At 69.6% G+C, this 23,469-nt stretch carries 21 protein-coding genes; 17 read left to right on the forward strand and 4 right to left on the reverse strand.

Annotated features, from left to right (window positions below; genetic code table 11):
- Positions 1-114: 114 nt before the first annotated feature.
- The 5 genes from WS51_RS26830 to WS51_RS26850 all read left to right on the forward strand — a co-directional run bounded on the left by WS51_RS26830 (position 115) and on the right by WS51_RS26850 (position 4,578).
- Positions 115-486, forward strand: coding sequence for a LysR family transcriptional regulator (locus tag WS51_RS26830; RefSeq protein WP_069230353.1), 372 nt, complete (start codon positions 115-117; stop codon positions 484-486).
- Positions 483-935 carry a phosphate-starvation-inducible protein PsiE gene (locus tag WS51_RS26835; RefSeq protein ID WP_059799362.1) on the forward strand — a complete coding sequence of 151 codons (453 nt, stop codon included), beginning with the start codon at positions 483-485 and terminating at the stop codon, positions 933-935. Before WS51_RS26830 ends, WS51_RS26835 begins: the two co-directional genes overlap by 4 nt.
- Positions 936-1,334: 399 nt before the next feature.
- Entirely contained in the window at positions 1,335-2,870 is a 1,536-nt protein-coding gene (locus WS51_RS26840) for an FAD-dependent oxidoreductase (RefSeq protein ID WP_069230094.1), read from the forward strand.
- A 139-nt stretch (positions 2,871-3,009) separates the two neighbouring features.
- On the forward strand, positions 3,010-4,215 hold the full coding sequence (locus WS51_RS26845) for a zinc-dependent alcohol dehydrogenase (protein ID WP_059452304.1): 1,206 nt from the start codon (positions 3,010-3,012) through the stop codon (positions 4,213-4,215).
- Between the two features lie 30 nt (positions 4,216-4,245).
- Entirely contained in the window at positions 4,246-4,578 is a 333-nt protein-coding gene (locus WS51_RS26850) for a four-helix bundle copper-binding protein (RefSeq protein ID WP_059542209.1), read from the forward strand.
- Between the two features lie 4 nt (positions 4,579-4,582).
- On the opposite strand, the gene WS51_RS26855 is transcribed toward WS51_RS26850, so the two are convergent.
- Positions 4,583-6,172 (reverse strand): PAS domain-containing hybrid sensor histidine kinase/response regulator, encoded by a 1,590-nt coding sequence (locus WS51_RS26855; RefSeq protein WP_059795226.1) that lies wholly within the window; start codon positions 6,170-6,172, stop codon positions 4,583-4,585.
- A 305-nt stretch (positions 6,173-6,477) separates the two neighbouring features.
- On the opposite strand from WS51_RS26855, the gene WS51_RS26860 reads away from it, so the two are divergent.
- The 11 genes from WS51_RS26860 (at position 6,478) to WS51_RS26910 (ending at position 18,862) form a co-directional block, all read left to right on the forward strand.
- On the forward strand, positions 6,478-6,843 hold the full coding sequence (locus tag WS51_RS26860) for a hypothetical protein (RefSeq protein WP_059768914.1): 366 nt from the start codon (positions 6,478-6,480) through the stop codon (positions 6,841-6,843).
- A 307-nt stretch (positions 6,844-7,150) separates the two neighbouring features.
- Positions 7,151-8,020, forward strand: coding sequence for a BON domain-containing protein (locus WS51_RS26865; RefSeq protein ID WP_069230354.1), 870 nt, complete (start codon positions 7,151-7,153; stop codon positions 8,018-8,020).
- A gap of 48 nt (positions 8,021-8,068) precedes the next feature.
- Positions 8,069-10,903, forward strand: a complete 2,835-nt coding sequence (locus WS51_RS26870) for an ABC transporter transmembrane domain-containing protein (RefSeq protein ID WP_069230095.1) — start codon at positions 8,069-8,071, stop codon at positions 10,901-10,903.
- Positions 10,845-11,372, forward strand: a complete 528-nt coding sequence (locus WS51_RS26875; protein WP_059505188.1) for a hypothetical protein — start codon at positions 10,845-10,847, stop codon at positions 11,370-11,372. Before WS51_RS26870 ends, WS51_RS26875 begins: the two co-directional genes overlap by 59 nt.
- A gap of 179 nt (positions 11,373-11,551) precedes the next feature.
- Positions 11,552-12,301 carry an SDR family oxidoreductase gene (locus WS51_RS26880; RefSeq protein ID WP_059542314.1) on the forward strand — a complete coding sequence of 250 codons (750 nt, stop codon included), beginning with the start codon at positions 11,552-11,554 and terminating at the stop codon, positions 12,299-12,301.
- Positions 12,292-12,903, forward strand: coding sequence for a D-glycero-alpha-D-manno-heptose-1,7-bisphosphate 7-phosphatase (locus WS51_RS26885; protein WP_059452311.1), 612 nt, complete (start codon positions 12,292-12,294; stop codon positions 12,901-12,903). Before WS51_RS26880 ends, WS51_RS26885 begins: the two co-directional genes overlap by 10 nt.
- On the forward strand, positions 12,900-14,102 hold the full coding sequence (locus WS51_RS26890; protein ID WP_069230355.1) for a glycosyltransferase family 9 protein: 1,203 nt from the start codon (positions 12,900-12,902) through the stop codon (positions 14,100-14,102). Before WS51_RS26885 ends, WS51_RS26890 begins: the two co-directional genes overlap by 4 nt.
- Before the next feature lie 3 nt (positions 14,103-14,105).
- Positions 14,106-15,851 carry a carbamoyltransferase family protein gene (locus tag WS51_RS26895; RefSeq protein WP_060297726.1) on the forward strand — a complete coding sequence of 582 codons (1,746 nt, stop codon included), beginning with the start codon at positions 14,106-14,108 and terminating at the stop codon, positions 15,849-15,851.
- A complete protein-coding gene (locus tag WS51_RS26900) occupies positions 15,848-16,849 on the forward strand; it encodes a glycosyltransferase family 2 protein (protein WP_059848804.1) in 1,002 nt (333 codons plus the stop codon). The genes WS51_RS26895 and WS51_RS26900 overlap by 4 nt, the downstream gene beginning before the upstream one ends.
- On the forward strand, positions 16,846-17,922 hold the full coding sequence (locus WS51_RS26905) for a glycosyltransferase family 9 protein (RefSeq protein ID WP_059768909.1): 1,077 nt from the start codon (positions 16,846-16,848) through the stop codon (positions 17,920-17,922). Before WS51_RS26900 ends, WS51_RS26905 begins: the two co-directional genes overlap by 4 nt.
- A complete protein-coding gene (locus WS51_RS26910; RefSeq protein WP_059452315.1) occupies positions 17,912-18,862 on the forward strand; it encodes a glycosyltransferase in 951 nt (316 codons plus the stop codon). Before WS51_RS26905 ends, WS51_RS26910 begins: the two co-directional genes overlap by 11 nt.
- A gap of 26 nt (positions 18,863-18,888) precedes the next feature.
- Here WS51_RS26910 and WS51_RS26915 read toward each other — a convergent pair whose 3' ends face one another.
- On the reverse strand, positions 18,889-19,959 hold the full coding sequence (locus tag WS51_RS26915; protein ID WP_059542200.1) for a sigma-54 interaction domain-containing protein: 1,071 nt from the start codon (positions 19,957-19,959) through the stop codon (positions 18,889-18,891).
- Between the two features lie 418 nt (positions 19,960-20,377).
- Here WS51_RS26915 and WS51_RS26920 point away from each other — a divergent pair, with 418 nt between their 5' ends.
- Entirely contained in the window at positions 20,378-21,745 is a 1,368-nt protein-coding gene (locus WS51_RS26920) for a sigma-54-dependent transcriptional regulator (protein WP_069230096.1), read from the forward strand.
- Between the two features lie 17 nt (positions 21,746-21,762).
- Here the strand turns inward: WS51_RS26920 and WS51_RS26925 are convergent, their stop codons facing one another.
- Both WS51_RS26925 and WS51_RS26930 read right to left on the reverse strand, forming a co-directional pair.
- A complete protein-coding gene (locus tag WS51_RS26925; RefSeq protein WP_069230097.1) occupies positions 21,763-22,686 on the reverse strand; it encodes a glycosyltransferase family 2 protein in 924 nt (307 codons plus the stop codon).
- Positions 22,665-23,372: a PIG-L deacetylase family protein gene (locus tag WS51_RS26930; RefSeq protein ID WP_059795239.1), complete on the reverse strand. Its 708-nt coding sequence runs from the start codon at positions 23,370-23,372 to the stop codon at positions 22,665-22,667. The genes WS51_RS26925 and WS51_RS26930 overlap by 22 nt, the downstream gene beginning before the upstream one ends.
- Between the last annotated feature and the right edge of the window lie 97 nt (positions 23,373-23,469).

Below are 23,469 nucleotides of genomic sequence, written 5' to 3' on the forward strand. Positions count from 1 at the left end.
TTTGCGTAGCGGGCGTGCAGCTGTACTCCTGGCATGCGTGGCGCTGTGCTCTTGAGCGGTCGCGGCGCGTGCAGTAGATTGGATTCGCTCCGCTCACCGACGAGGCCCGTGATGATGAACCTGCTGGAAGCGATGCGTATTTTCGTCGCGGTGGTCGAGCATGGCGGGGTGTCCGGCGCGGCGTCCGAGCTCGAGCTTGGCGACGCGCAGGTCGACGCGCGGCTCGATTGCCTCGAACGATATCTCGGCTGCAGATTGCTGCTGGACCGCGCAGGCGGCGACATCGCATGTACCGATGCCGGCGTCGCGTTTCTCGCGTGCTGCGCGCGGACGCTGTCCGCGGTTGCGCAGGCTGCCTCCCGGATCGATGCGCGCGCAACCGTTGCGGATTCGCCGGCCGAAGGCCGCCCGTCGTCCGACTCCATCCGCCGTGTCGATGGAGTGTCGATCGCGGCCGCTACGCCATCGCATGGGGCATCGCGTTGAATACGTCCACTGTTTCCGCCGCCACGGCCGCCGAGCGCATCCGCCGCCGCTTCGGGCACTTCCTTCATGCGGCCGAGCTGGCCGGGCTGATCGTGATCGGCCTCGCGACCGCGTTCGCGATGACGCAGGAAGCATGGAAGGTCGTGCTCGCCGGCGAGGTGTCGCTGACCGATCTTCTGCTGATGTTCCTGTATCTCGAAGTGCTCGCGATGGACGTGCGTTACCTTCGGCTTGGCCGGCTGCCGGTGCGCTTCCCGCTGTTCATTGCGATGACGTCGCTCGCGCGCGACCTGATCCTGCGCGGCGCCACGGACAGCCCGGAGCGAATGCTGATGACCACGTTCGGGATCGTGCTGCTCGCCGTCGGCGTACTGATCCTCAGCTTCGGTCAGCATCGTTTTCCGGCCGAAGTCGACGATGTCGAGGAGGATGCGCGCACGCATCGGTAACACCGCGCGCATCCATCGACGGCCAGCGCTCGCGTGGACCACGCATGCTCGCAGTAGTCGCCCGTGTCGACATGGGCCGACACGCATGGACGGATTCGAGGCGCGATCGCCGGAGAGCGAGGGATTGCACATCGATATGACGATGTCGTCGCCGAATGCGCGCAGCCGGCAAACATGCCGGGCCGCATGCCTCACACGGCATGCGGATTGCTCCCGCTGCGGGCCGCTCTCGCGCGCGTCTTGCGCGTGTTGCACCGCAACGTCGATGATGCTCCACGCCGGTCGTGCGCCGCGCCCGAAGCTTTGTCCGCGTTTGCGTGCGCTGCGGGGTCGTTCGCGCCTGCCCTTTTCAGGAAGGGCGCCGATAATGGGATCGTTACGTCAGCCGGGAGCCGCACCATGTCCGGAAGCGCCGCATCGTCTTCACGCCCCGATCTTTCGCAGGGCATTTCACTCGACGACATCGCCGACGGCGCGATGATCGAGGGCCAGGTCGGCGACGCCACCGTGCTGCTGGTGCGCCGCGCCGACGCGCTGTTTGCCGTGGGCGCGCAATGCCCGCACTACGGCGCGCCGCTGGCGCACGGGCTGCTGGTCGGCGACACGATTCGCTGTCCGTGGCATCACGCGGCGTTTTGCTTGCGCACCGGCGCGTTGTTGCGCGCGCCGGCGCTCAACGGCCTGCCGAGCTGGCGCGTCGAGCGTCGCGACGGCCGTGCGGTCGTGCTCGGCGCGCAGCCCGCCGCGTCGCCGCCTGTATTGAAGTCGGCCGGATTGCCTGAATCGGTGGTGATCATCGGCGGTGGCGCGGCCGCGATCGCGGCGGCCGTGACGCTGCGGCAGGAAGGCTACTCGCACGCGATCACGCTGCTGAGCGCGGACAGCGAGCCGCCGTACGATCGACCGAATCTGTCGAAGGATTATCTGGCCGGCACGGCTGAAGCCGACTGGCTGCCGCTGCGCGGCGCGTCGTTCTATACCGACCAGCGCATCGACGTGCGCTGCGGCACGCGCGTCGTGCGGCTCGATCCCGCGCAACGCGCGGTCGAACTCGCGGACGGCAGCCGCGTCGGCTACGGCGCGCTGCTGCTCGCCACCGGCGCCGAGCCGAACCGCCTCACCATACCGGGCGCCGACCTTCCGCACGTGTGCATGCTGCGCTCGCGCGCCGATTGCGATGCGCTGATCGGCAAGCTGAAGAACGCGCGGCGCTGCGTCGTGGTCGGCGCGAGCTTCATCGGCCTCGAGGCGGCCGCCGCACTGCGCACGCGCGGGCTCGACGTAGCGGTGGTCGCGCCCGACGCGCAGCCGATGGCGCGCGTGCTCGGCGAAGCGCTCGGTGAAACGATCCGCGCGCTGCACGAGTCGCGCGGCGTGACGTTCCATCTCGGCGCGACGCCCACGCAGATCGCGCCGGATCACGTCACGCTGTCGAACGGCGACACGCTGCCCGCGGACGTCGTGCTGGTCGGCATCGGCGTGCATCCGAACGTCGCGCTTGCCGAGGATGCCGGGCTGGCAGTCGATCGCGGCGTGACGGTCGACCGTTTCCTGCGGACGAGTGCGCCGGACATCTACGCGGCCGGCGACATCGCGCGCTGGCCCGATCCGCTGACGGGCGAACGCATTCGCGTCGAGCACTGGGTCGTCGCGCAGCGGCAGGGCATCGCCGCGGCGCGCAACATGCTGGGCCGGCAACAGCCGTTCGATGCGGTGCCGTTCTTCTGGAGCCAGCACTACGACCTGACCGTGCGCTACGTTGGCCACGCGGCGCAATGGGATCGCGTCGAAATCGCCGGCGACCTGCGCGCGCATGACGGTTCCGTGACGTACTGGCGCGGCGACACGCGGCTCGCGGTCGCGACGGTCGGACGCGATCTCGCGTGCCTGCACGCGGAAGCAGCCCTCGAGCAGCAGGCCGCGACGCACGCATGAGCATGCCGGCGATGCTGCCCTGAACGATGCACGCCGCCCTCGCTGCGGCGCCTCGCACCACACGCCGACAGGCGCGCGCCTTGCTCGAACAGCGCGACGGTATTCACACCGTTTCCGCTTTCGACAAGGAGGGCCTGACATGAAAGCAGTCGTATTTCACGGCATCGGCGACATTCGCATCGATACGGTACCCGACCCGGAAGTCGCCGACGTCACCGACGCCGTCGTGCGCCTGACGGCCAGCGCGATCTGCGGCACCGACCTGCACATGGTGCGCGGCACGCTCGGCGGGATGAAGCCGGGCACGATCCTCGGCCATGAGGGTGTCGGCATCGTCGAGACGGTTGGCCGCGACGTGCGCAACCTGAAGCGCGGCGATCGCGTGCTGATTCCGTCGACGATCGCGTGCGGCAGCTGCGTGTACTGCCGCGCGGGTTACACCGCGCAGTGCGACGTCGCGAACCCGGGCGGGCCGCGCGCGGGCACCGCGTTCTACGGCGGGCCGGCCGACACGGGCCCGTTCGACGGGCTGCAGGCCGAATATGCGCGCACGCCGCTCGCGAATGCGAGCCTGATCCGGCTGCCCGACGCGATCGACGACGACCGCGCGATCCTGATGTCCGACATTTTCCCGACCGGCTATTTCGGCGCGCAGCTCGCGGAAGTGAAGCCGGGCGATACGGTGGCCGTGTTCGGCGCCGGGCCGGTCGGCCAGTTCGCGATCGCGAGCGCGAAGCTGATGGGCGCCGGCCGCGTGATCGCGATCGACCGCATCGCGTCGCGGCTCGAGATGGCGTGCGCGCAAGGTGCCGAGACCATCGATTTCTCCGAGGAAGACCCCGTCGACACGGTGCTGCGGCTTACCGGCGGAATCGGTGTCGATCGCGTGATCGATGCGGTCGGCGTGGACGCGATGCGCGCGACGCACGGACCGGCCGCTGCCGATGGCGACGCGGCACGCGCATTCGATGCGGAAGTCGACGCCGTCGCACCGCGCCGCAAGCCCGACGGCCGCTACTGGGTACCGGGCGACGGACCGTCGCAGGTACTGCAATGGGCGGTGCGCGCGGTCGCGAAGGCCGGCACGGTCGCGGTGATCGGCGTATATCCGCCGCAGGCCCGCGTGTTTCCGATCGGCGAGGCGATGAACCGGAACCTGACGATCAAGATGGGCAACTGCAATCACCGGACCATCACGCCGCAACTGATCGAGCTCGTGCGCAGCGGTGCGTTCGACCCGGCATCCGTGCTGACACGCTGCGAGCCGCTGACGAACGCGATCGACGCGTATCGCGCGTTCGACGTGCGCGAGCCGGGCTGGATGAAGGTGAAGCTGGAGCCGTGATGACTCGAACCCCGAACGAGGAGTGCCGTGATGAACGAGATGAACGATCGCTACGACAACTGCATGGCCGCGTGCGATGCGTGCGCGCATGCGTGCGACGCGTGTATCGCGGGATGCCTGGCGGAACCCGAAGCGCAGACCCTGACCGCCTGCATCGCGCTCGACATCGAGTGCGGGCAGCTCTGCCGCCTGGCATCGGGCGCAATGGCACGCGGCAGCGTGCTCGCGCCGCAGATATGCGCGCTGTGCTCGCACGCGTGCGAGCTGTGCGCGGCGGAGTGCCTGCAGCACGCACACGACCATTGCCGCCGCTGCGCGCTCGCATGCGATACGTGCGCCGCGATGTGTCGCGCGATGTCCTGAGCGATCAGCGCGTGTCCTGAACCTGGCGCGCGACGCGCTGCAGCAGCGCGTCGAGCACCGCCATCTCGACGGGCTTCACGAGGTGATCGTCGAAGCCCTCGCTCGCGGTGCGTGCCAGATCGGCCGGGCTCGCATGGCCGGACAACGCGACGCACGTCGTGCCGGCCAGTACCTCGATCGCGCGCAGTTCATGCAGCAGCGTGAAGCCGTCGACGTCGGGCATCGACAGGTCGATCAGCATCAGGTGCGGAACGACGTCGCGCGCGATCGCGAGCGCGTCGGCGGCGTTGTACGCGACGCGCGGCGCGTGACCCTTGACCTGCAGCAGCACGCCGAGCGTGTCGGCGGAGTCGCGGTTGTCGTCGACGATGACGATACGCAGCGGCGCACCGGCCGGCGGCTCGGCGATGCGCGGCGCGGGCGCGTCGGCCGGCGTCGCGCGCGCCGCATGCTCGACCGGCAGCCGCACCGTGAAGGTCGCGCCATGGCCGGGCCCGCGACTTTCGGCAGCGATCATCCCGCCGTGCAGCTCGACGAACGACCGGCAGATCGCGAGGCCGAGCCCGAAACCGTCCGCCGGGCGGCGGCCCGGCACGCCTTCCTGTTCGAACAGGTCGAAGATCGATTCGAGCGCGCCCGGCGCGATGCCGACGCCGTGATCGGTGACGCGGATCGCGACCATCGACGGTTCGGCGTGCGCGCTGACGTCGATGCGCGCCCCCTGCGGCGAGAATTTCGATGCGTTGTCGAGCAGGTTGTGCAGCACCTGCACGAGCCGCGCGGCGTCGCCGCGCACCACCAGCGGATCGGGCGGCAGGTCGACGCGGATGTGCTGCCCGCGCGCGGCCAGCTTCGGCTGAATGCTTTCCACGCCGCGGCAGACGAGGTCGCGCACCGTCACCGGCGCGTCGTCGAGTTCGACCTTGCCGGCGGTGATGCGCCCGACGTCGAGCAGGTCGTCGACCAGCCGCGTCAGCTGTCCGACCTGCCGGTGCACGGCGTCGCGGCATTGCGCGAGCGCGGGCGCCGGATCGGGCAGGCTCTGCAGCACGCCGACCGAATGGCGCAGCGGTGCCAGGTGGTTGCGCAATTCGTGCGCGAGCATCGCGATGAACACGCTGAGCCGATGCGTCGACACTTCGAGCTCCGCGAGCCGCTTGCGCTCGGTCATGTCGCGCGTGATCTTGATGAAGCCCGCGAGTTGGCCCGTATGGTCGTGCACGGCCGTGATCGTCACGCTCGCCCAGAACAGCGAGCCGTCCTTGCGCACGCGCCAGCCTTCGTCCTCGAAACGGCCGTGCGCCGCGGCTTCCCGTAGCCCGAATGCGGGGCGCCCGGCCGCGATCGCGTCGGGCGGATAGAAACGCGAGAAATGGTGGCCGACGATGTCGGCCGTGCGATAGCCCTTGATGCGCTCGGCGCCGGCGTTCCACGTCGCGACGTTGCCGTGCGTGTCGAGCATGAACACCGCGTAGTCGGTGATCGCATCGACGACGGTCTCGAAACGAAATTCGGCGAAGCGGTGCCGCAGATCGCGCGCATCGTCGGATCCGAGCGGCGGGGGCGGGTTGGAAACGGTGTCGTCTGTCTTCATCGGAACGGCAAGTCGGATACGGGCGGAGAAAAGCAGCCCCGCCGCAGCCGGGGGAGCCGGCGGCGGTCATTCAAACCGGATTGGCACTTCCCAAAGCATACGGGAGGTCAATTCACCTGATCAATGGGGGCGCATGGCCCGTGCCGCGTGGCGCTCACGATGCGAAATCCCGCCGCCGCCGAGGAGACTGGCCGCGATGCGGCACGGCGATTGCATCGCCGTGCGGTTCGCACGACGCGACCGACCGGGCGCGAGAACCCCGCCACGAGCGGCGCGCCGCGTCAAGGCTACCCGAGGACATCGACATGAACAGCACATTGAACCCCGACAACGAACCGGCCGGCCCGGACGACGAGAACGCGCGGCGCGGCCGCGATGGCCGCGCGCTGGGGCCGAGCGACTCGTCCGACAGCGGCAGCGACACCGCGGGCGCCCGGCGCCATCCATTCGACGTCGATTCGCCGCTCGACGAGCACGCGCTGGAGCGCGGCGATGCGACCCTCGATAGCGATACGGACCGCGCGGGCACGGGCGAGCGCGCGTCCGCCGACGGCGATTCGGGGCTCGAGGAAGGCGCCGATATCGAGCCGGATCGCACGGAACGGCTGAGCGAGCCCGGCAGCACCGACGACCCGGACGCACCGGCGCAACGGGGCAGCGGCGACGTATAGCGTGGCAGGACGCGCGGCTGCGCAAAAACTGCAATTGCGTTGCAGATAGGGAGGCCCGGCGACGGACGGGCGGCGACGGGTGACGGATCGGCGTTGGCCGCAGCCGGGCCGCAGGCGCGCGGCGCGCGCATCACGGAATCAACCGGGACGTCGACGCGGGCCGTTCGCCGTGCGGCGCGCTGCACCGGCTCGCACCGGCTGGCAAGCCGGCACGCGACTTGCAACGACGACCCGGAACGAATTGACAGACGTGCGCCGCGACGCGGCATGGGGCCATGCGCGGCACGGCGCGATCAAGGAGGACACGATGCAACGACGATCTCCCGGACGGCAAGCCGAACGGAGCGGCCCGCCCGACTGGCCGGAGCGCGGCGCACGCGGGTACCGCGACACCGGCGAGCGCGACTTCCGCGGCGACGAATTCCGACGCCACGATGCCGACTATGAATCCGCGTACCGGCGCTTCGCGAGCGAGGACGTCGGACCGGAAGACTGGGGCAGCGAGTGGAGTGAACGTTCCGCGCGCTCGTCAGCCGAACGGCCCGGCGCGAGCGGCGACTGGCGCGATGCGCCGGGCGATATGCGCGATGCGGGATGGGAAGCCGAACGCGGCTACGGGAATCGCGGCCGTCGCGCGGAAGGTGGCGACGACCGTCGAGGCCGGTACGGCGGCGACCCGCACGGGTTCAGCGGCCATCACCGGCTGGGCTGGTACGGCGGCGAGCGCGACGACGTTTCGCGCGACGCGCGCTGGACCGATGCGCCCGACCTGTCGCGCTTCGGCAGCGATGCGCAACGCGACGCGATGCGCCATCGTCGCGGCCCGAAAGGCTATACGCGCTCGGACGAGCGGATTCGCGAGGACGTGTGCGAGCGGCTCGCGCGCGCGCTCGACATCGACGTGAGCGACGTTTCAGTGCAGGTGCGTGACGGCCGCGTCGAACTCGACGGCACCGTGCCGTCGCGCTGGATGAAGCACGACATCGAGGACATCGCCGACAGCTGCATGTGCGTGCGCGATGTCGAAAACCGTGTGCGCGTGCGTCGCGAGGAGGGCGAACACGACACGGGCATGGTGCTGCACCCGTCGCAACGCACGGTTACCCCGACGCAGCCGGCGTCGCGCGATCCCGAAGCGGGCTCCGGCGGGGGCCGCGATCGCGAACCGCGCCATTGACCGCCGATGCCGGGGAGCGATCCAGCCACCGCCACGGACATCGGGCGCATGACGAACGGCACCGGCGAGCGGCCACTCGACGATCGCGACGATCGCGGGCCGGCCGGTAACGGGCGCCGTCGCGATCCCGGCCGCCGCCGCGACCGCGACGGCGCGCGCGGCCTGCGCGTTCGCATCGCGCTGGAGCTGTGGCGCGCGATCTGGCATTACCGCGCGCGCGTGCTGGCCGCGATCGTGCTGCTGGTGCTCGCGAAGGCGGCGGCCGTTGCGGTGCCGCTGCTGCTCAAGGAGATCGTCGACGGATTCGGCCGCGCCGCCGGCCAGCCGATCGCGCTGCCGGTCCTGCTGCTGTTCGCGTATGCGGTCGTGCGCTTCGCGGCGAATGCACTGAACGAAGTGCGCGACATGACCTTCGTGCAGGTCACGCAGCACACGGTCGCGTCGTTTACGGTCCGCACGTTCGGCCACCTGCACCGGCTCGGCGCGCGCTTCCACTCGCAACGCGAGACGGGCGCCGTCGTGCGCGACCTCGAGAAGGGCACGGCGGGGATCGGCTACCTGCTCGGCGTCGCGGTATTCACCGTCGTGCCGACCGCGCTCGAGATCGGCTCGGTGCTGGTGATCGTGATCGGCAAGTACGGCGGCGGCTTCACCGCGATCATCCTCTGCACGTTCGCCGTCTATGCGGCATATACGGTCGTCTTGACACGGCGTCGCACCCGCTACCAGCGTCGCGTGAACGCGCTCGAGGCCGAATCGAACGCGCGCGTGGTCGACAGCCTGCTCAACGTCGATACCGTCAAGTACTTCGCGCGCGAGGACGTCGAGCGCGGCCGGCTCGAACGCGTGCTCGACGCATGGCGCGAGGCCGGCGTCGACAACCAGTACGCGCTCTCGACGCTGCACATCGGCCAGAGCGCATGCATCGGCGCGGGCATCGCGGCGGTCATGCTGCTCGCCGGCCAGCATGTCGCACGCGGCACGATGACGATCGGCGATCTGGTGCTGATCAACGCGTACATCATCCAGATCAGCCTGCCGCTGAACGCGCTCGGCTTCGTGTTCCGCGAGGCGAACGACGCGATGACGAACGTCGAGCGACTGTTCGGGCTGCTCGACGCACGCGGCAAGCCGGGCGAGGAGAGCGACGCGCCCGGTGCGCAACCGCTCGTGGTGCGCGGCGGCGCGATCGAGTTCGAGCACGTCGACTTCGGCTACGAGCCGAGCCGGCAGATCCTGTGGGACGTGTCGTTTCGCATCGAGCCGGGGCAGACGGTGGCGGTGGTCGGCGGCAGCGGCTCGGGCAAGTCGACGCTCGCGCGGCTGCTGTTCCGGCTATACCAGCCCGATGCGGGGACGATCCGGATCGACGGCCAGGACCTGCGCCTCGTGACCGCACGCAGCCTGCGCGATGCGCTCGGCATCGTGCCGCAGGACACGATCCTGTTCAACGACACGCTCGCCTACAACATCGGATACGGCAAGCGCGACGCGACGCGCGGCGAAGTGATCGCGGCCGCGCGCGGCGCGCAGCTCGACGCGTTCATCGAGCGGCTGCCCGACGCGTACGACACGCGCGTCGGCGAGCGCGGCGTGCGCCTGTCCGGTGGCGAGCGGCAGCGTGTCGCGATCGCGCGCGCGCTGCTCAAGGCGCCGCCGATCGTCGTGTTCGACGAGGCGACGTCCGCGCTCGATACGCGCTCGGAGCGCGCGATCCAGCAGGAGCTGATGCGTGTCGCGCAGCACCGCACGAGTCTCATCATCGCGCACCGGTTGTCGACGATCGTCGACGCGGACCAGATTCTCGTGATGGAGCACGGCCGGCTCGTCGAGCAGGGCACGCACGACGAGCTGCTGGCCAGCGACGGCGTGTATGCGCAGATGTGGGCGCTGCAGGCGAAGCAGCGCGAACTGGAGCGCACCGAAGCGAAATTCGCGCGCCAGCCGGTGCGCATCAATCCGATGGTGGCACAGGTGCTCGATTCGCTCGCCGACGCGGCCGCGAGCCGCGGCGTACCGGTATTCCGCGAGCTGTCCGGCGAGGATCTGGTCGTCAAGGCCGATCCGGCCGCGCTGCGGCGCTTCGTGTGGGAGCTGTGCCGCGCGGGCATCGACGCGAGCGACGGCGGGCAGATCGAGGTGCGCACCGCGCGGCACGACCCCGACGCGCGGATCACGATCACGTGCGCGAGCGTCGAGGCGCCGGAGCTGTCGCTGGTCGGTCTCGAGCGGATGCAAAGCACGATAGAGGACGCGGGCGGCTACGTCGTGCGCGAACGCGACGACGTCGGCGTGACGTTGCACCTGTCGCTACCGATGTACGCGGTGGCGCCGGCGTCGATGCAACCGGGCGCCGCCGCGTCGGATCGACCGGGGGGCGCCGTTGCGGCCGCGGACGCGAAACCGCTCGACGGCCTGCGCATTGCGTGCGTCGACGACCACGACGAGGCGCGCGAGGCGCTTGCCGCGCTGCTGAAGGTCGCCGGCGCGGACGTGCGCGTGTTCGCGTCCGGCCAGGCGCTGCTCGACGAGCTGTGGCGCGCGCGCCGCGCGGACTGGCCCGCGCTCCTGGTCTGCGACATCGACCTCGGCGACGACGAGGAAGACGGCTATGCGGTGATGCGGCACGTGCGCCAGCTCGATGCCGAGCGTGCGCGAGATGGCCGCCCGCCGCTCGAAGCGCTGGCGCTGTCGGGCCACGCCCGCGAGCATGACCGCACGCGCGCGGTCGAAGCAGGCTTCCATGCTTATCTGACCAAGCCCGCGACAGCGGCCGACCTGATCGCGACGCTGCGCGCGCTCGCATTTTCCTCCGGAGACATCCATGCCGAACCTTCCGAACCCGGCGAAACCCGAAGCCCTGACCGAGCGTCGCGCGGGTAGCGCGTTCGCCGACCGCCAGGCCGCGGTCGCGGCGGTCGAGCTGCTGTTGCCGACGTTGTCGGCCGCGTTGCAGAGTGACTTCGTCGGCGACAGCGGCTGCCTGCACATCGTGATCATGGACCCGGCGCTGGGGCCCGGCGACGTGACGTTCGAGGACGCCATCCTGTACGAGTTCTCGCTGCCCGACCCGAAGGACTGGGACGCCGATTATCGTGCGTACGCACGCGCGAAGGCGCGGCTGTCATGGGAAACCGGTCGCGACGGCCACGTCGTGCAGGCGCTGGAGCCGTACCGGCTGCGCGCGGGCGACACGAATCTGTGGGGCGGTGTCGCGCAGCACGGGATCGTGGTCGGCGTGTCGGGCGCGCAGCCGTGGTTCGACGAGGCGTTCGCGGGCTGCATCGCGCACTGCCTGCGCGCGCTCGCGAAGCACCGCGCACAGGCGACGCCGGACGCACTCGCGATCTGAGCGCCGCGCGGCGCGCCGGTTTTTACAGCAGCTTATAAAAAAGCCCGGCGGATGCCGCGACGTCCCGATACGGCGCGGGCATGCGCGGACGGGCACGGTTCTCGCTGTACATCCTGTATGACGCTTGTCACGACAAGCGTTACCGCCACGATTCCATCGGACGCTAACAGGAGGTGCATGTGAACGCGACTCACGATCCCGCCCGACCGCCGCTTGCCGGCCGCACCGCACTCGTGACGGGCGGCGGCCGCGGCCTTGGCGCCGCCATCTGCGAGGAACTCGCGCAACACGGCGCGCATGTGATCGTCGCCGATCTCGACGGCGATCGCGCGGCGGCCGTCGCGCAACGCCTCGAGCGGCATGGCGGCCGCGCGGTCGGCCGGCCGCTCGACGTGCGCGACGAAGCCTCGGTGCTGCAGGTCGTGCACGACGCACGTGAAGCGCTCGGCGATCTCGACGTGATCGTCAACAACGCGGCGATCGACGTGACCGCGCCGATCGACGACGTCAGTGTCGCTGCCTGGCAGCAAGTGTTGATGACCAACCTGTTCGGCCCGTACCTGATGTGCCACGCGGCCGTGCCGATGATGAAGGCGCGCGGCAGCGGGCACATCGTCAACATCGCGTCCACCGCGTCGAAGCGCGCATGGCCGAATGCGTCGGCGTACCACGCGACGAAGTGGGGGCTGCTCGGCCTGTCGCATGCGCTGCATGCGGAGCTTCGACCGGCCGGCGTGAGCGTGTGCGCGATCGTCGCGGGCGGCATGCGCACGCCGTTCCTGCTCGACCGTTTCCCCGACATCGACGAGGACACGCTGCAGCCGCCCGAGCACGTCGCGGCCGCCGTGCGCTTCGTGCTGACCCAGCCGCCGGGCACCGTCGTGCCGGAGCTGATGGTGCTGCCGATGAAGGAGACGTCATGGCCATGAGGCGCGAGCGACGGCTGCCCGGCGCGGTGCTGCTCGACAAGGACGGCACGCTGCTGCGCAACGTGCCGTACAACGTCGACCCCGCACGCATGCAGCTCGCCCCCGGCGCCGCGCGCGCACTGCGCACGCTCGGGGCGACCGGCATGCCGATCGCGGTCGTGTCGAACCAGCCGGGCGTTGCGCTCGGCCACTTTGCCGAATCGGAGCTTGGCGCGGTCCGCCAGCGTCTCGCCGAATTGTTCGAAGCGAACGGCGCGGCGCTGGCGGACTTTTTTTATTGTCCGCATCACCCGGCGGGCAGCGTGCCGCGCTACACGTGCGACTGCGTGTGCCGCAAGCCGCGCCCCGGGATGGTGCGCCGCGCGTTGGTCACGCTCGGTGCGGTCGCCGAATGGAGCTGGATGATCGGCGACATCCTCGACGACGTCGAAGCCGGTCGCGCCGCGCGCTGCGGCACGATACTCGTCGACTGCGGCAACGAGACGGAATGGCGGATCGATGCCGCGCGCACGCCGCACCACGTGGTCGACCGCCTCGATCTCGCCGCCGACATCGTCGTGCGCGAGGCCGTGCGTCGCCACGGCTCGTGGGTGCGGCGATGAGCGCCGCCTGGGATCAGGCACGCCGGATCCTGTGCGTGCGCCTCGACAACCTCGGCGACGTGCTGATGACGACGCCCGCGCTGCGCGCGCTGAAGGAAAGCGGCCACGGGCGGCGGCTCACGCTGCTGACGTCGCGCACCGGCGCCGCGCTGGCGCCACACCTGCCGATGGTCGACGACGTGTGGACGTATGACGCGCCATGGGTCAAGCATCCCGACGCGCGCGGCGATCCGGTCATCGATCTCGACATGATCGACCGGCTGCTGGCCGGACGCTTCGATGCGGCGGTGATCTTCACCGTGTACAGCCAGAGTCCGTTGCCCGCCGCGATGATGTGCTGGCTCGCGGGCATCCCGCTGCGGCTCGCGCATTGCCGCGAAAATCCGTACGAACTGCTGACCGATCGCGTGCCCGAAACCGAGCCGGATTCGCACGTGCGCCACGAGGTCGCGCGCCAGCTTGCGCTGGTGCGCTCGGTCGGTGCGAAGACCGCCGACTGGCGGATGGCGTTCGAGCCGGGCGATGCGGCGCGGCGGGCGTTGCAACTGCGGCTGCGCGCCGCGTTGCAGCGGATCGGCGGCCCTCGCCGGGAGAACCCGTCGGCCGCGCGCTGGCTGGTCGTGCATCCGGGTGCGAGCGCGGCGTCGCGCCGCTGGCCAGCCGAGCGCTTCGGCGACGCGGCCGCGCGGCTCGCGCCGCTGTTCGACGGCATCGCGGTGACGGGCAGCGCCGCCGAGCGTGCGCTCGTCGATGCCGTGTGCGAACGCGCGGGGCCGCGTGCGGTGCCGCTCGCCGGCGCGCTGCCGCTCGGCGAGCTCGGCGCGCTGATCGAGACGGCCGACCTGCTGCTGTCGAACAACAGCGGTCCGGTGCATCTCGCGGCCGCGCTCGGCACGCCGGTCGTCGACCTGTACGCGCTGACCAATCCACAGCACACGCCCTGGCGTGTACCGCACCGCGCGTTGAACGTCGACGTGCCGTGCCGCAACTGCTACCGCAGCGTATGCAACCAGCCCGGCCATCCGTGCCTGCTCGGCGTGAGCGTGGACGATGTCGTCGACGCGACGCATGCGCTGTTGCGCGGCAGCGCGCGCCATGCGCAGCGCGCTGCCGCGCGGGCCGCCGTGCACGGGGCCGAGCCGGTTGCGGCGAACGCGTCGAACGTGATTCCCTTCGCGCACGTCATCACGAGGAGCTGACGCATGCCTGCCCCGATCTATACGCTCGGCATCAACGCCGCCTTTCACGACAGCGCCGCGTGCCTCGTGCGCGATGGCGAGGTGATCGCGGCGGCCGAGGACGAACGCTTCACGCACGTCAAGCACGCGAAGCGGCCGGTACCGTTCTCGACCTGGGAGCTGCCGTATCACGCGATCGATTACTGTCTCGCCGAAGCGGGCATCGTGCTGGCCGACGTCGACCACGTCGCGTATTCGTACGATCCGTGGCTCGAGCTCGATCGCCATGGCAGCGAGACCGCGCTGACGTTGCCGCTTGCGCCGTCCGCGCATGCGCCGCGCGCCGACGGCGCGTCGCCGTGGCATCCGCTGTTCCTGTCGTCGATCGTGAATGCGCCGCGCCAGCTGGCCGGCGGTGCGCCGCACCACCTTGAGCGGCGGTTTCGCGGCGTCTCGCACGACGGGCCGTTCCGCTGGCACTTCATCGAGCATCATCTCGCGCACGAGGCCAGCGCGTTTCTCGCGGCGCCGTACGAGCACTGCGCGGTGATGACGATGGACGGGCGCGGCGAACGCGCGACGACGAGCTACGGCGTGTTCGACGGCCAGTCGTACCGGCGCCTCGGCCAGGTCAACCTCCCGCATTCGCTCGGCCTGCTGTACGAGCGCGTGACGCGCTACCTCGGTTTCCTGCATTCGTCCGACGAGTACAAGGTGATGGCGCTCGCGTCGTACGGCAAGCCGGTGTTCGCCGACGAGATGCGCAAGCTGGTGAGCTACAACGGCGGCGGCTACTACGAGATTGCCGACGGCGATCTCGCCGCACTGTTCGGCGCACCGCGCGAGCGCGGCGGACCGATCGAGCCGCATCATTGCGACATCGCGCACGCGCTTCAACTGGTGCTCGAGGAGACGGCGCTGCAAGCGGTCGAATGGCTCGCCGCGGAGACCGGCGAGCGGCAGCTCGCGATGGCGGGCGGCGTCGCGCTGAACTGCGTGATGAACGCGCGGATTCGCGATCGCGGCCCGTTCGACGACGTGTGGGTGCAACCGGCAGCCGGCGACGCGGGCACCGCGCTCGGTGCCGCGCTGTGGACCGACTTCCGGATGCGCGGGATGCGCGGCGACTGGCGGATGGATCATGCGTATCTCGGCCCGGCATACGGCGACGATGCGATCGAAGCGTTCCTCAAGGAAGCGCAACTGCCGTACCGGCGGCTCGCGGATGTCGCCGCGCAAACGGCCGCGCTGCTGGCGGCGAACCGCGTGATCGGCTGGTTCCAGGGGCGCATGGAGTTCGGGCCGCGCGCGCTCGGCGCGCGCTCGATCCTCGCGTCGCCGATCGATCCGGACATGCAACGCAAGCTGAACAAGATCAAGGATCGCGAGGATTTCCGGCCGGTCGCGCCGGTCGTGCTCGAAAGCAAGGCGCATCACTGGTTCAAGGGCGGCCGGCACACGCCGCTGCGCGCGCCGTTCATGCTGTTCGTGTACGACGTCGCGCCCGGCGCCGAAGCGACGATTCCGGCGGTGCGCCACATCGACGGCACCGCGCGCGTGCAGACGGTCGATGAAGCGCAGCATCCGCTGCTGCATGCGCTGTTGACCGAGTTCGACGCGCTCACCGGCGTGCCGGTGCTCGTCAACACGTCGTTCAATACGCGAGGCGAGCCGATCGTCTGTTCGCCGCGCGATGCGATCGAGTGCTTCTGGACTTCACCGCTCGACGCGCTCGTGATCGGCTCGTTCCTGCTGGAGAAGCCGCGATGAACATGCGTGACGCGCAACTGCCGCCGGTCGTGTCGGTCGTGGTGCCGACGTACCGGCGGCCCGACCTGCTCGCACGCTGCCTGGACGCGCTGTGCGTGCAGGTCTTCGATCCGACGACCTACGAGATCGTCGTCGTCGACGACGATCCGGCCGGCAGCGCATGGGAGACCGTCGACGCGTGCCGCGCGCGCGTGAACGACGTGCCGGTGATCCGTTACATGACCGCGCCCGACACGCAGGGGCCGGCGGGCGCGCGCAACGTCGGCTGGCGCAGTGCGCGCGGCGCGCTGATCGCGTTCACCGACGACGACACGATTCCCGATCCGACCTGGCTGCGCCACGGCGCGGCCGCGCTGCTCGCCGAGCCGTCGGCGGCGGCCGCGGCCGGGCGCATCGACGTGCCGCTGCGCCCGCGTCCGACCGACTACGAGCGCGACGCGGCCGGCCTCGCGGATGCCGAATTCGCGACGGCAAACTGCTTCGTGCGGCGCGTGGCGCTCGAGCGCGTTGGCGGATTCGACGAGCGCTTCACGCGCGCATGGCGCGAAGACGCCGACCTGATGTTCGCACTGCGCGAGCATGCGGGACCGATCGTCGACGTCGACGCCGCGCGGATCGTGCATCCCGTGCGCCCCGCGCGCTGGGGCGCGAGCATTGGCCAGCAATCGAAGGTGTATTTCGACGCGCTGCTGTACAAGAAGCATCGCTCGACGTACCGGCGTCATATCCGGCGGATGCCGCCATGGAATTACTACGCGGCCGTGCTGTTCGTGCTCGGTGCGATCGGCTGCTTCGTGGCCGGCTGGCGCGACGCGGGCATCGCGTGCGCGGCGGCGTGGGCCGTCATCACGGCGGCATTTTGCGTGAAGCGGCTGCGCGGCACGCGGCTCACGCCATCGCATGTCGCCGAGATGATCGTCACGTCGATCGCGATTCCGCCGGTATCGCTCTATTGGCGCGTGCGCGGTGCGATTCATTTCCGGGTGTTCTTCCTATGAAGCTCGAATCCGTTTCGTCATCCCGTCCGGCCCGCATCGCGGTATTCCGCGCGCTGCAACTCGGCGACATGCTCTGCGCGGTGCCCGCGCTGCGCGCGCTGCGGCGAGGCGAACCGGACGCGCGCATCACGCTGATCGGGCTGCCGTGGGCACGCGAGTTCGCGTCGCGCTTCTCGGACTACATCGACAACTTCATCGCGTTTCCGGGCGCACCGGGGCTCGGCGAGCAGCCGGAGGCCGAGCCGGCGGCGCGCGAAGCGTTCGTCGCGGAATGCCGCGCGCGCGACTTCGATCTGGCGATCCAGCTGCACGGCAACGGCGCGCAGACCAACGCGATCGTCGCGTCGCTCGGCGCGGCGCGCACGGCCGGCTTCGTGCCGCCGGACGGCGGCACCACCGCGCTCGATTGCCCGGTCGTCTGGCGCGACGGCGAACCCGAGGTCACGCGCTATCTGTCGCTGACGCGCAAGCTCGGTTATCCGGACTGGGGCGATTACCTGGAATTTCCGCTCGGCGGCCTCGACTACGCACTATGGCACGTGCTGTGCGACGAACATGCGCTCGACCCGGGCCGCTACGTTATCGTTCATCCGGGCGCGCGCATGGCATCGCGCCGCTGGCCGATCGAGCGCTTCGCGAGTGCCGCACGGCAGCTCGCGGACGACGGCTGGCAGATCGTGCTGACCGGCACGCGCGCGGAACTCGCGCTGGCCGGCGCGTTCGTCGAACATCTCGCGCGGCCGTGCGTGAACCTGTGCGGACGCACGCCGCTCGGCGCGCTGGCCGCGCTGATCGGCCGTGCGCGGCTCCTGCTGTGCAACGACACGGGCGTGTCGCACGTCGCGGCGGCACTCGGCACGCCGAGCGTCGTCGTCGCATGCGGCAGCGACACGGCCCGCTGGGCGCCGCTCGACACCGAACGCCATCGCGTGCTCGCGAACTATCCGGCCTGCCGGCCGTGCATGTTCGACACGTGCCCGTACGGGCACGAGTGCGCGACGGCGATCGGCGTCGACGACGTGATGGAGCGGGCGGGGGAACTGCTCGCGGAGGAGAGACGTCATGTCACGTAAGCGGTTGCGCGTGCTCACCTGGCACGTGCATGGCAACTATCTGTATTACCTGTCGCAGGCGCCGCACGATTTCTACATCGTGACGAAGCCGCAGCATCCGCCCGGTTACGCGGGAAAGGTCGGGCACCTGCCGTGGGGCGACAACGTGCACGAGGTGCCCGTCGAATGCGTGCGCGACACCGAGTTCGACTGCGTGCTGTATCAGCATCATGGTCACTACGCGCACGACCGGCTGCATCTGCTGAGCGACGCGCAGCGCGCATTGCCGGCGCTGTTCGTCGAACACGATCCGCCGCGCGAGCATCCGACCGACACGCTGCATCCGGTGCAGGACCCGAACGTGTTGCTGGTGCACGTGACGCCGTTCAACGCACTGATGTGGGACAACGGCATCACGCCGACGCGCGTGATCGAGCACGGCGTGCTGGTTCCCGAAGGCGTCGAATATCACGGCACGCTGCCCAAGGGCGTGACGGTCGTGAACAACATCGCGCGACGCGGGCGGCGTCTCGGCGCGGACTTGTTCGAGGTCGTGCGTCACAGCGTGCCGCTCGATCTGGTCGGGATGGGATCGACCGAGCTCGGCGGCATCGGCGAGGTGCCGAACCCGGCACTGCCGCAATTTCTGTCTCACTACCGGTTCTTCTTCAATCCGATCCGCTACACCAGCCTCGGGCTCGCGGTGATCGAGGCGATGACCATCGGCCTGCCGATCGTTGCGCTCGCAACGACGGAGATGGCGCAGCTCGTGAGAAGCGGCCACAACGGGGTCGCCGATACGCGGCCCGCGGTGTTGATCGACGCGATGCGCATGTTGATCCGCGATCCGGATCTCGCGCGCGAGTGGGGCGCGGCGGCGAAGCGCGATGCATGCGAGCGGTTCGGGATCGAACGGTTCGCACGTGACTGGGATAGCGCGTTGAGCGACGTCACGTCGTGAGCGGGGCGGGCGCCGAGGCGCCGCGCTTACGGGTTCGTCGCGGTCGGCGGCGCGCCCGCGCCCGTGTTGCCGGCGGCACTTGCACCAGTCGAACCGCTCGTGCCGTTCGACGTGCCCGTGCCGCTCGCGCCCGCCGTCACCGCATTGCGCTCGTGTTCGGGCAATAGCGCGAGGCGGTTGTACAGCGTCTTCAGGCTGATGCCGAGCGCCTTCGCGGTGCGCGGCTTGTCACCGTTGAAATGGCGCAGCGACGCGACGATGAAGCGCTGTTGCGTATGCGCGAGCGTCGTGCCGATATGCAGCGTCATCGCGTTGTGCCGGACTTCCTCGCGCGGCTGTTGCCGGCGCGGCAACTGCAGTTCGATCTGTTCGTCCGCGAGGATGAACGCGCGCTCCAGCGCATTGCGCAGCTCGCGCACGTTGCCGGGCCACGTGTACGCGCGCAACGCCTTCATCGCCTGCATCGACAGACGCTTGCGCGTGCGGTGCCGTGCATTCAGCCGGTCGACGATCTGCAGCGCGATGTCGCCGACGTCGTCCTCGCGCTGTCGCAGCGCGGGCACGTGCAGCGCGATCGTCGCGATCCGGTAGAACAGATCCTCGCGCAGCCGGCCGCTGCGCACGGCCTCCACGGGGTCGTGATGGGTAGCGGCCACGATCCGCACGTCGAGCGGAATCGCTTCGTGACCGCCGACGCGCATGATCGTGTTCGACTCGAGCGTGCGCAGCAATTTCACCTGCAATTCCGCCGGCATTTCCGCGATTTCGTCGAGAAACAGCGTGCCGCCGCGCGCGGCTTCGAACATGCCCACATGTTGTGCAACGGCGCCGGTGAAGCTGCCTTTTTCGTGACCGAACAAATGCGATTCCGCGATGTCCTTCGGAATCGCGCCGCAATTGACCGGCACGAACGGCCCGCGCCGACGCGGGCTCATGTCGTGGATCAGCCGCGCGACGATGTCCTTGCCCGCGCCGCTTTCGCCGACTACCAGCACGCTCGCGCGTGTTGTTGCGACGCGCGACACTTTCAGCAGCAGGTTCTGGATCGTTTGCGAGCGGCCGAACAGTCGCGTGCCGTCATCGTCGGATTTCGACATGAGTGATATTGCGTTGGGAAGGTTTGACCGAAATCGTCGAAGGCAGATGAAAAAATGACCGTTACGCGTCGTTTTTTCATGTGCCCATCATACCTTTTATACCGTTAGGTCCGGATTGAATCTCGCAATGCGACCGCTGCGCGGAGATAGATTTATTCGATGAGCGCCGTATGCGCGACGCGCTTCTTCTATACTGCTAAGCACTCGTTTGTCATGGCAGGACAGCTAGGGCCTGTTCACGCTATTGAAAAATTCATTCGTGGGGCCAGCGCAAGCTCGTTATTAGCGTGAACAGGCCTGGTCTGCTCATTCGTGTGCAGTGCGGATGTGCCGCCAGTGCCGGCGCCGCACCTCCGCATCGCATGCCCGACGCGGTTCGGCCAATCCCCGGTGCCGGACCGCACCACAAGGAGCTTCGATGCCTTATGTCCTGATCGTCGAAGACGATGCAGATACGCGCACGATGCTCGCGACGCTCGCACAGGCCCAGCAGCTTTCGTGCGATACGGCCGCGACGCTCGAAGAAGCGCGCACGCTCGTCTCGACGCATACCCCCGATCTCGTGCTCTGCGATCTCGTGCTGCCGGACGGCAACGGGATGGATCTGTTCGACGCATTGCCCAAGCGCGGGCATTGCGAAATGGTGCTGACCACCGGTCACGCGAGCCTCGAAACCGCGATCGATGCATTGCGGCGCGGCGCGACCGACTACCTGGTGAAGCCGCTCAACATGCAGCGGCTGAACAGCATCTTCGCGCGCGTGCCGCGCACTACCGCACTGCACGAGGAAATCGCCGAACTACGTTCGGAGCTGAAGCGTCTCGGCCGTTTCGGCCGCATGCTCGGCAGTTCGCCCGCGATGCAGGCCGTCTATGACGCGATCGGCCGTGTCGCGCGTACCGAAGCGTCGGTGCTGCTCACCGGCGAGTCGGGTACCGGCAAGGAGCTCGCCGCGCAGACGGTTCATGATTTGAGCCTGCGCCGCCGCGGCCCGTTCCTCGCGGTGAACTGCGGCGCGATCGCGGCGAACCTCGTCGAGAGCGAGATGTTCGGCCACGACCGCGGCAGCTTCACCGGCGCGGAACGGCAGCACAAGGGCTTCTTCGAACGCGCGGACGGCGGCACGCTGTTTCTCGACGAAATCACCGAGATGCCGGTCGAGTCGCAGGTCAAGCTGCTGCGCGTGCTGGAAACCGGGCGGCTCACGCGGCTCGGCTCGACGCGCGAGATCGACGTCGACGTGCGCATCGTCGCGGCGACCAACCGCGATCCGGAAGCCGCGATGGCCGACGGCAAGCTGCGGCCCGACCTCTATCACCGCATCAATGTGTTCCCGATTCCGTTGCCGTCGCTGCGCGAGCGCGGCGACGACATCCCGATGCTCGCCGACGCATTCCTGCAGCGCTACAACGAAGAAAGCGCCCGCAACCTGCGCTTCGCGCCGGCCGCGCGCGAGGCGCTGAAGACTTACGCGTGGCCCGGCAACGTGCGCGAGCTGCGCAACTTCGTGCAGCGCGCGAGCATCTTCAGCGACGCGGACGTGATCGACACGCTGCCGCCGCCGATCATGGAGGAACTGTCGAGCATGGTCGATTCGCACGAGGATCGCGTGACGGTGCCGTTCGGCACGCCGCTGGAGGAAGTCGACCGCAAGCTGATCCTCGGCACGATCGCGCAATGCGGCGGCGTGAAGGCGCAGGCGGCGGAGGTGCTCGACGTCAGCCTGAAGACGATCTACAACCGGCTCGCGCAGCTGGAAGACGAAGTGGAAAAACCGGATTCCTGATGGCGTGGCGCACATGCTCATGCGCGCGCGCGTGCGCGGCGGCGCGCATCGTCGTCGAGGCGGCGCCGCATGCGCTCGACATGCGGCGGCAACGCGCGCCGCTCGCGCAAGATCCACGGCAGGCCCGCGCACGCGGACGCGATGCCGCGCTCGCGCCACAGGCACGGCAACATGCGGATCGTATGCGCGAGCGCGGGGGTGGCCGGCCATCTGAGCCACGCGGTCCACACCGCGTTGCGTGCGGACACGCGCGCGCGCGCGCTCGCGTCGCGTTGCAGCGAAGGGTAATGATGAACCGTCAGATGCGGTGCATAGACGAGCCACGCGCCGGCGCGATACAGATCGAGCGCGAGCAACGCTTCCTCGCCGCCGAGGAAGTAGCGCGGATGATAGCCGCCCGCGGCGAGGAATGCGTCGCGCCGGAACGCGGTCGCGCCGGCCAGCAGCCCGAGGATCGGCCGGCCCGGCAGCGCGACGCTCGCATCGAGCGGGCTGTTCGCCATCAGCGTACAGGTCGGGTCTTCGCGCTGGTCCGGCCCGACCAGCACGCGCGCGGTGACGCCCGCGACATGCGGATACGCATCGAGCAGGTTCGCGGCTTCGGCGAGCGAGCCGGGCGCCCACCACGTGTCGTCGTCGCAGAACGCGACGTGACGCGTGCGCGCGACGGCCGCGCCGAGGTTGCGGCCCGATGCGCCGAGATTGTCCGGCGCCTGCACCAGCGTCGCATGCGCAAAGCGATTGCGCACGAGCGCCGCGGTTGCGTCGTCCGATCCGTTGTCGACGACGACGATCGCCGGCCGGTCGGGGAGGCCCGAGAGCCGCTCGAGCGTGCGCGCGAGCTCGGCCGGGCGTCGCCAGGTCAGCACGACAGCGGTCACGCGCGCTTCGCGTGGCGGCAGCACCGCATGCGCGGGCGTTATGCGGACGGGCCGTCGCATTCGAGCCGCCAGTACGTTTCGGGTTCACGGAGATCGGCGCGCATATGAGGCTCGAACAGCGCAATCTGGCTCGCATACGCGTCGACGGCCGCGGCCTTCGCCGTGGAGCCGTCGGTGCGGTTGCCGGTCGGCATGTCTACCGGCTGGGCGGCCCAGCCGTGTTCGCGCCAAGCGGTCACGCGCTCGGCCATCAGCCCGTCGATCCGACGATACGGCACGTCCTCGTAGAAGCGCCACACGCGCGACGTCTCGCCCGCGCGCGCGTCGTCGCGCAGCAGCGTCAGCATGGCCTGCTGCACCTGCAGATGATCGCGATGGAACAGGCCGGCAGGCGCGAGCACACCGAAACCCGGATGCGCGGCGATCGCCGCGGCCACGCGCGCGGCGATCGCCGTCGACGCGGCCGGCGTGCCGTACTGGTCGTCGAGGAAGTCGAGCCACACCGCGTGCGCGCCGAGCGTACCGAGCGCGCGGCGATCCTCGTCGCGGCGCGTGCGCATCGCTTCGTCCGCCGTGCGGAACCCCGCGCGCCGATCCCACGGCGGCGCGGCCGTCCCGTGGGCAGGTATCCCGGCGAACACAGTGACGACGACCGAGCCGGGCGACTGCGCGAGCAACTGCCCGCAACTGAAGACGGCGTCGTCGAGATGCGGCGAGACGACGAGCCAGCGTGTCGGAATGGTCATGGCCTGAAGGTCTCCAAAGTCAGCGTAAGCGCCCGAGCATGCGACGTGCCCGTTCGTTCATGCGCGGGCCGCCGCCGGCCTGCCGGCAGGAGCGTGT

The sequence above is a fragment of the Burkholderia territorii genome (assembly GCF_001718335.1).
Classification (GTDB): Bacteria; Pseudomonadota; Gammaproteobacteria; order Burkholderiales; family Burkholderiaceae; genus Burkholderia; species Burkholderia territorii.